This is a genomic window from Bacillus sp. JJ1503 (assembly GCF_036965125.1).
In the GTDB taxonomy this organism is placed as follows: domain Bacteria; phylum Bacillota; class Bacilli; order Bacillales; family Cytobacillaceae; genus Cytobacillus.
In genome coordinates this window covers 21,226-29,311 of the sequence record NZ_JBALOZ010000010.1, presented here as the reverse complement: position 1 = coordinate 29,311, position 8,086 = coordinate 21,226, and the positions used below count along the sequence as shown (strand labels likewise).

Below are 8,086 nucleotides of genomic sequence, written 5' to 3'. Positions count from 1 at the left end.
GATTGCTGCAATAATTGCCCAAATTCTAATAATATTAGATATTCGATATGCTTCTGTTAAAGGCGGCTTTCCCGTAAGAAACGCAGCAACGCTTCCAATAATCGATCCTCCGATGACTACCCCAAGAGCAATAAAATAACTATCAAATAATGTAGCGAAATAGGGCTGGATTTTCATGATCATCCTTCCTTACCGCGGAGATAAAAACGCTTCCGCTTTTCTTATTTCCGCCTAATATCAAAACGATTTCTACCATTCTATGGACAAACCTTCTGAAATATGATTAATCCTCTTCTACAAATTTTTGTTTAGATCTTATTAAAAAGAGAACGTATTTTCCTTTTTCCATGAACCGTCCTATAATATTAAGAAGAGAAGAATTAAGGGTGTGAACAAATTGGCATTTATTCACCTTCACGTTTATAGTGCGTATAGTTTATTGACTAGTACGGCAGCCGTTGAGCAGCTCGTCAAAGACGCAAGACAAAAGGGCTTTTCAGCAATAGCCTTGACTGACCGCAATGTTATGTACGGGGCAGTAGCTTTTTATAAAGAATGTTTAAAACAATCTATTAAACCAATTTTGGGGTTAACGGTTGATGCTGTTAGTGAGATACAGCCCTCGTTAGCCTATCCCATTGTGCTCCTGGCAAAAAATCAGATTGGCTTTCAAAATCTATTAAAAATAACAAGTGTTGTTCAAACAAAATCTCCTGAAGGGATTCCAGCCAAATGGCTAAAGGCTTATTCAGATGGTCTTATAGGCATTAGTCCTGGCATGGAGGGGGAAATTGAACATTATTTAGCAAATGATGAATATGAAAAGGCAGTGGAAGCAGCTAGTATATATAAAGAATTGTTTGGCAGGGGAGATTTTTATTTGTCTTTCCAGAATCATCAGCTTGCTGAGGAAACAAAAATACATCCAAGTTTAGTCCGTTTGTCAAAGGAAACAGGCATTGAACTAGCAGCAACAAACCAAGTTTATTATCTTTCAAAAGAGGATGCATTTGCACAAGAGTGCCTCATGGCCATTAAGAATGGGGAAAAGCTTCAGGATGAAACGAGGGTGCATCTAAAAAGCGATGAGTACTATTTAAAAACTGCAGAAGAAATGGCTGAGTTGTTATTAGAATATCCAGATGCCCTGGAAAACACATTGAAAATTGCCGACCAATGTAATGTAATGATCGAACTCAATCAGCAGCACCTCCCAAAGTATCCGGTAGAAAATAATGGCTCTTCTGATGAACTCCTGGAGGCTACGTGCCTGAAAGGGCTTAAAGAAAGATATTCAAACGTAACAGAAGAGCATAAACAAAGGTTAGCCTATGAACTTCAGATCATAAAAAGAATGAGGTTTAGCGACTATTTCTTAATTGTTTGGGATTTTATGAAGTTTTCAAGGGAGAATGGAATATTAACAGGACCAGGCCGGGGATCGGCTGCTGGATCTATTGTAGCTTATGTTTTATATATAACGGATGCAGATCCGATTGAGCATAAGCTGCTTTTTGAACGTTTCCTTAACCCTGAGCGTGTATCGATGCCGGATATTGATATTGATTTTCCCGATCATCGCAGAGACGAGGTAATCCATTATGTTTCACAGAAATACGGTGAGCTTCATGTGGCTCAAATTATTACATTTGGTACCTTAGCAGCAAAAGCGGCATTACGGGATGTAGGAAGAGCATTCGGATTAAATCCGAAAGAATTAGACAGCTTATCGAAAAGAATACCATCTAAATTAGGGATTACTTTAAAGGATGCCTATAAGGAATCAGAATCGTTACGAATGTTTGTAAGTGAATCGAGCTTAAATCGCAGGCTGTTCGAAACTGCGCTTAAGATAGAGGGGCTTCCAAGGCATACATCTACTCATGCGGCAGGGGTCGTTATAAGTGAAAAGCCATTAGTAAATGTTATTCCAATTCAAAATGGGCATGATGGGGTTTATTTGACACAGTATTCAATGGAGCATTTAGAAGAAATCGGCTTATTAAAAATGGACTTCCTAGGGTTAAGAAATTTATCTCTAATTGAAAATATTTTGAAGTCAATTCAAAAAAAGACTGGTAAGAGTATAAATATTAAAGCGATTCCTCTCCATGATCATAGCACCTTTGAGTTATTAAGCAGAGGGGAGACAACTGGAATTTTCCAGCTGGAATCTGAAGGAATGAGAAAGGTATTAAAAAAGCTCCGTCCTTCCAGCTTTGAAGATATCGTTGCCGTAAATGCTTTGTACAGACCAGGTCCAATGGAGAATATCCCACTTTTTATTGATCGTAAGCATGGTAAACAAAAGGTTACTTACCCCCACACCGATTTAATCCCCATTCTTGAGAATACATATGGGGTGATTGTTTATCAGGAACAAATTATGCAAATTGCAGCCAAATTGGCGGGGTTCACACTTGGAGAGGCTGACTTGCTTAGGAGAGCCGTCAGTAAAAAACAAAAGGAAATTCTTGACAGGGAAAGAACCCATTTTGTAAATGGGGCGTTAAAGAAAGGCTACAATGAGAAAACGGCCAATGATATATATGATTTAATCGTTCGCTTTGCCAATTATGGCTTTAACCGGAGTCATGCTGTTGCCTATAGCTTTATCTCTTATCAGCTTGCTTATTTAAAGGCACACTATCCCCTTCATTTTATGGCGGCATTGCTCACATCTGTTATTGGAAATGAAGAAAAGATTTCTCAATATGTGAGGGAGCTCAAGCAAATGAATCTTAAGATTCTTCCTCCTTCCATAAATAACAGCGGATACTCATTCTTAGTTGAAAAAGATACTATTAGATATAGCTTGGCTGCAATTAAAGGAATAGGTGCATCTGCTCTTAAGGAAATTTTTCGTTCGAGAAAGAATAAACGGTTTGATGATTTATTTGATTTCTCTATCCGAGTGACGGCGAAAGCGATCAATCGAAAGGTGCTGGAGGCGCTAGTGCATTCAGGAAGCTTTGATGAATTTGGTCAAGACCGGGCTGTACTGCTTGCAAGTCTTGACCCCGCAGTTGAACATGCAAATTTACTGAAGATCGAAGATGAACAAATTGATTTCTTTTCAGAAGGTGATTTTTTTCCAAAACCAAAGTATACACTAGTAGATTCGATACGTTCAGAGGATAAACTGGCTTTTGAAAAGGAGGTACTTGGGGTTTATTTATCAGACCATCCTGTTGCTTCATACGAGATGTATGTGCCAATGTTGAACGCCACACAACTATATTATTTGCATCCTAGTACAAACCGAGTCCGTGCAGTAGTTTACTTGACAAATATAAAAAATATAAGAACAAAAAAAGGTCTTGCCATGGCTTTTTTAACGATCAGTGACCAAACAGATGAATTGGAAGCGGTTGTTTTTCCTGATACATATACTAAATTCTCCGTATTGCTAAAGCAAGGCAATATTCTTTTAATTGAGGGGAAGCTGGAAGAAAAGGATGGAAAGCGTCAATTTATTGTTCAAAGATGTGAAGAAGTCAATGCGGCTATCGAAAAGGAAGAGAAAAAGGATCCCGNNNNGGATATTCTTCATTATCTCAAAAAATTATTTAATGAAAATGAAGGAAAAGTTCAAATTATTTTATATTATGAAAGCACGAAAAAAAGGATTCGTTTAGGAGAGGAAGATTTAGTTAATCCTACTGAAGAATTTATTATGAAATTAAAGGAAATCCTTGGGGAACAACACGTAATTCTCAAAAAATAGCATTTTTCCTGACTCATGTTATTACTTTACATCATCAACAAATATGGTATATTTGTTAAAAGAGAAAATGGTCTGACCACCACGAGACTTAAAGAATTCTACAAACGATCGATAGAAAGATAATATCTATAAAAGAAAAGATAATTTAGAAATTAATTAGCTTACTGCTTAGAATATCGCATAAAGAAAACGAAGGCATCTGCAATAGAACTTGCAGACGCCAAGTTTTATTTGTTTTTACATAACGTATATGCTACCGAATTTATAAGCAATTCAAAGGAGTGGAATAAGCATGACTTTACGTGAAGAAGCTCTTCATATGCATAGAGTTAACCAAGGAAAACTTGAATCTAAGTCTAAGGTGCCAGTGAGAGATGCACGAGATTTAAGTCTCGCATACTCACCTGGAGTCGCAGAGCCTTGTAAGGAGATTTATGATAAGCCTGAATCTGTATACGAATATACAATGAAAGGCAATATGGTAGCGGTCGTGTCAGATGGGACAGCTGTACTTGGGCTTGGAAACATTGGCCCCGAAGCTGCACTGCCTGTCATGGAAGGAAAAGCTGTCTTATTCAAAAGCTTTGCTGGTGTAGATGCATTTCCTATTTGTTTAAATACAACGGATATTGATAAAATTGTTGAAACGGTTAAATTACTAGAGCCTACTTTTGGAGGCGTTAATTTAGAGGACATTGCTGCCCCTAATTGCTTTGTGATTGAAGAAAGATTAAAAAAGGAAGCAAATATCCCTGTTTTCCATGATGATCAGCATGGAACCGCCATTGTAACGGTTGCTGGCCTTGTAAATGCATTGAAGATTACAGGGAAGAAAATGAATGAAATTCGGGTTGTTGCAAATGGAGCTGGCGCTGCTGGGATCGCCATCATTAAACTTCTTTACACATATGGGGTTAGAGATATCATTATGTGCGATACTAAGGGTGCGATTTACGAAGGCCGTCCGAATGGTATGAATGATATAAAAACGAATGTCGCGAAATATACGAATCGCGATAAGGTTCAAGGAAGTCTTGCAGATGTCATTAAAGGTGCAGACGTTTTCATTGGAGTTTCTGCCGCTGGCTCTTTGACAGCAGATATGGTTAGTTCAATGAACCAAGATCCGATTATCTTTGCAATGGCGAATCCTACTCCGGAAATCATGCCTGATGAAGCAAAGGCAGCAGGTGCAGCTGTCATTGGAACAGGAAGATCCGATTTCCCTAATCAGGTAAACAATGTTCTTGCATTCCCGGGTATTTTCCGCGGTGCTTTAGATGTAAGGGCGACACATATTAATGAAAAGATGAAGATTGCGGCAGTAGAAGCCATAGCAAATCTTATTCATGAAGATGAACTGAACGCAGACTACGTGATTCCAGGTCCTTTTGACTCTAGGGTCGCACCAGAAGTTGCTGCCGCAGTGGCAAAAGCAGCGATGGAGACAGGGGTAGCTCGAATTAAAGTTGACCCGGAAGCTGTCAAAGAGAAAACACGAAAACTCGCAGTTATTGGGAAAAGTGAGTGAGTCTTTAACGTGGATCCAAGTCAACAAGGTTCAAAGATATATGTTGAAATTGTCAAACAGCTTAGACTGATGATCGAACAAGAGGGTCTAAAAGCTGGCGATAAATTACCTTCTGAACGAGAATTGTGTGAGCGCCTAATAGTTGGGCGCTCTTCCGTTCGTGAAGCGCTAAGAGCACTTGAACTTCTAGGGTTAATTGAAACTAGAAGAGGAGAAGGAACCTTTATTCGCGACTTTAAAGGACATCAGCTTGTTCAACTGATCAGTACCTTTATTCTTCAAGATGAAAAGGCGAAAGCAGACATTGCTGAGACAAAGTCTCTGATTGAAATGGACTGCTTGTTACTTGTTCTTATCAAATCACCAGATAAGCTATTGCAAGACATAAAAAAATGGGCGGAAACTTCATCATTCACAGATGAAGATTTTTTCCTGAAAATGGCGGAGCTTGCAGATAATCATTTGCTTCTGCGATTATGGACAATATTAAAAGACTATTATAATTCCTTGAAAATATTTAAAATGGACGCAGACAAGCAAGAATATATGAATGTAATCAATAAACTATTAACAAGAAAAGAATCTGAGGTTAGGAAAGCCTATAAGGAGCTTAGAAAATTGTCGAATGATTAACGACAGTTTTTTGCAAATTTTGTAGCTCTTTTATTCTATAGTGGTAAAGATAGACAAGTTTTCCTTCACTCATTTATTTTTGTTCTAAGTGGTCTGACCACTTCTGTTACGAAAAGAAACGCTGTTATATATAGAACGGGAGGTTTCACCTTGCTTAAGGAGATTTTTACAAAACCAAAAAAGAAGAAATACGCTACAATTCCTTCGGAAGCAGCCAAGCAGGATGTTCCCGAAGGAATTATGACAAAGTGTCCAAACTGCAAAAAGATCATGTATACGAAAGAATTAATGAAGAATTTAAAGGTTTGCATGCATTGCCAATACCATCATTCTATGGATTCAGGTGAGCGGGTAGATAGCTTTCTTGATGAAGGCAGCTTTGAAGAAATGAATGCGGGAATGATTTCTGAAAACCCATTGAATTTCCCTGATTATATTGAAAAACTTGAAAAGGACAGGAAAAAGTCCGGTATAAACGAAGCGGTTGTCACTGGCATTGGAACAGTTAACGGACATCAGATTGTTATTGCCGTTATGGATTCAACGTTTCGAATGGGCAGTATGGGATCGGTAGTTGGAGAAAAAATAACACTAGCAATTGAAAAAGCAGATGAATTGTCAGTACCTTTCATTATCTTCACAGCTTCAGGCGGAGCCAGGATGCAAGAGGGTGTACTAAGCTTAATGCAGATGGCAAAAACTAGTGTGGCTTTAAAAAGATTCAGTGATAATGGCGGTTTAATTATTTCTATTATGACACACCCAACTACTGGGGGCGTGTCAGCTAGCTTTGCCTCTCTTGGTGATTATAATCTAGCAGAACCAGGGGCGTTAATTGGCTTTGCAGGTAGAAGAATCATTGAGCAGACGATCAGGGAGGAACTGCCTGAAGACTTCCAGACATCAGAATTTTTATTAAAACACGGACAATTGGATGCAGTCATTTCGAGGTTAGATTTGAAAGGGCAAATTGCGACTATTCTATCTATACATGAACAAGGAGGTGACCTTGAATGGTAGGAGTCCTTGAATTTGAGAAACCGGTTATTGAGCTTAGGAATAAAATATCGGAGCTAAAGGAATTTACTAAAAATGCAGATGTGGATTTATCTGCAGAAATTGAAAAATTAGAAGCAAGGTTAGGAAAATTAGAAAAAGAGATTTATGAAAACATGAAACCTTGGGATCGAGTGCAAATCGCAAGACACCCAGGCCGTCCAACGACTTTGGATTATATTTCACTTCTTTTCACTGATTTCTTTGAATGTCATGGAGATAGAACATTTGCAGATGATGAGGCGATTGTTGGCGGGATTGCCAAATATAAAGGACTTCCTGTTACTGTAATTGGTCATCAAAGAGGCAAGGATACGAAAGAAAACATCCGCAGAAACTTCGGCATGCCTCACCCAGAGGGTTACCGAAAAGCCCTTAGGCTAATGAAACAGGCAGAAAAGTTTAGACGCCCGATTATTTGTTTCATTGATACAAAAGGTGCTTATCCTGGTAAAGCAGCCGAAGAACGAGGGCAGAGTGAAGCAATTGCCCGAAATTTATTTGAAATGGCTAGTTTAAAGGTGCCTGTCGTTTGCATCGTTATCGGAGAAGGCGGAAGCGGAGGCGCATTAGCACTGGGTGTTGGAAATCATATTCATATGCTTGAGAATTCAACGTACTCGGTTATTTCGCCTGAAGGTGCTGCTGCTATATTATGGAAGGATGCCACTCAAGCGAAAAGAGCAGCTGAGAGCATGAGAATTACAGCCCCAGATCTTAAAGAGTTAGGAATCGTTGATGAAATTATTTCTGAGGTTAAAGGTGGGGCACATAAAGATATAAAGCAGCAGGCACATTTCATAGATGAAGTCCTGCATAAATCTCTGAAAGAACTAAAAGGATTTACAGAAGACCAATTAACTATTCACCGGTATGATAAGTATAAATCCATTGGTGAGTTTTCTAATTTAAAGGAATTTATCGGGGTAAAATAGGGACGTGCTATTACAGCATGTTCTTTTTTTTGGTCAGTATTGAAATTCTACAATCTGTTAGCTATTTCAATAGAAAGTATAACTTTTCTCGAGTTTGAGAACTTTCCAGCTCCACAAGGAACGCTTCGGCAGCATTATCATCGCACGAGTAAAAGCGTTAGTTTTTAGGAGGAGCGCCTACCCCCAACGTACAGGACGTACTAG

General features: G+C 38.7%; 6 protein-coding genes. 5 read left to right on the top strand and 1 reads right to left on the bottom strand.

The features are described 5' to 3' along the window. The coding region (locus V7149_RS01270; RefSeq protein ID WP_335343869.1) for a YtrH family sporulation protein at positions 1–177 on the bottom strand (177 nt) is incomplete at its 3' end. A 220-nt stretch (positions 178–397) separates the two neighbouring features. Here V7149_RS01270 and dnaE point away from each other — a divergent pair. The 5 genes from dnaE to accA all read left to right on the top strand — a co-directional run bounded on the left by dnaE (position 398) and on the right by accA (position 7,882). Continuing rightward, a complete protein-coding gene (gene dnaE / locus V7149_RS01265; protein ID WP_335343867.1) occupies positions 398–3,727 on the top strand; it encodes a DNA polymerase III subunit alpha in 3,330 nt (1,109 codons plus the stop codon). 292 nt (positions 3,728–4,019) lie between these two features. After that, positions 4,020–5,258 carry an NAD(P)-dependent malic enzyme gene (locus tag V7149_RS01260; protein WP_335343866.1) on the top strand — a complete coding sequence of 413 codons (1,239 nt, stop codon included), beginning with the start codon at positions 4,020–4,022 and terminating at the stop codon, positions 5,256–5,258. 69 nt (positions 5,259–5,327) lie between these two features. Further along, positions 5,328–5,891, top strand: a complete 564-nt coding sequence (locus V7149_RS01255) for a FadR/GntR family transcriptional regulator (RefSeq protein ID WP_438823972.1) — start codon at positions 5,328–5,330, stop codon at positions 5,889–5,891. Positions 5,892–6,041: 150 nt separating this feature from the next. Continuing rightward, on the top strand, positions 6,042–6,911 hold the full coding sequence (gene accD / locus V7149_RS01250; protein ID WP_335343864.1) for an acetyl-CoA carboxylase, carboxyltransferase subunit beta: 870 nt from the start codon (positions 6,042–6,044) through the stop codon (positions 6,909–6,911). Further along, positions 6,905–7,882, top strand: a complete 978-nt coding sequence (accA, locus tag V7149_RS01245; RefSeq protein ID WP_335343863.1) for an acetyl-CoA carboxylase carboxyl transferase subunit alpha — start codon at positions 6,905–6,907, stop codon at positions 7,880–7,882. The genes accD and accA overlap by 7 nt, the downstream gene beginning before the upstream one ends. The last annotated feature ends 204 nt before the right edge of the window (positions 7,883–8,086 follow it).

Bases quoted from the DNA above. Each gene is read 5' to 3' on its own strand.
- V7149_RS01260 (WP_335343866.1), top strand. From the start codon at position 4,020: ATGACTTTACGTGAAGAAGCTCTTCATATGCATAGAGTTAACCAAGGA.
- V7149_RS01255 (WP_438823972.1), top strand. From the start codon at position 5,328: ATGATCGAACAAGAGGGTCTAAAAGCTGGCGATAAATTACCTTCTGAA.
- accA (WP_335343863.1), top strand. From the start codon at position 6,905: ATGGTAGGAGTCCTTGAATTTGAGAAACCGGTTATTGAGCTTAGGAAT.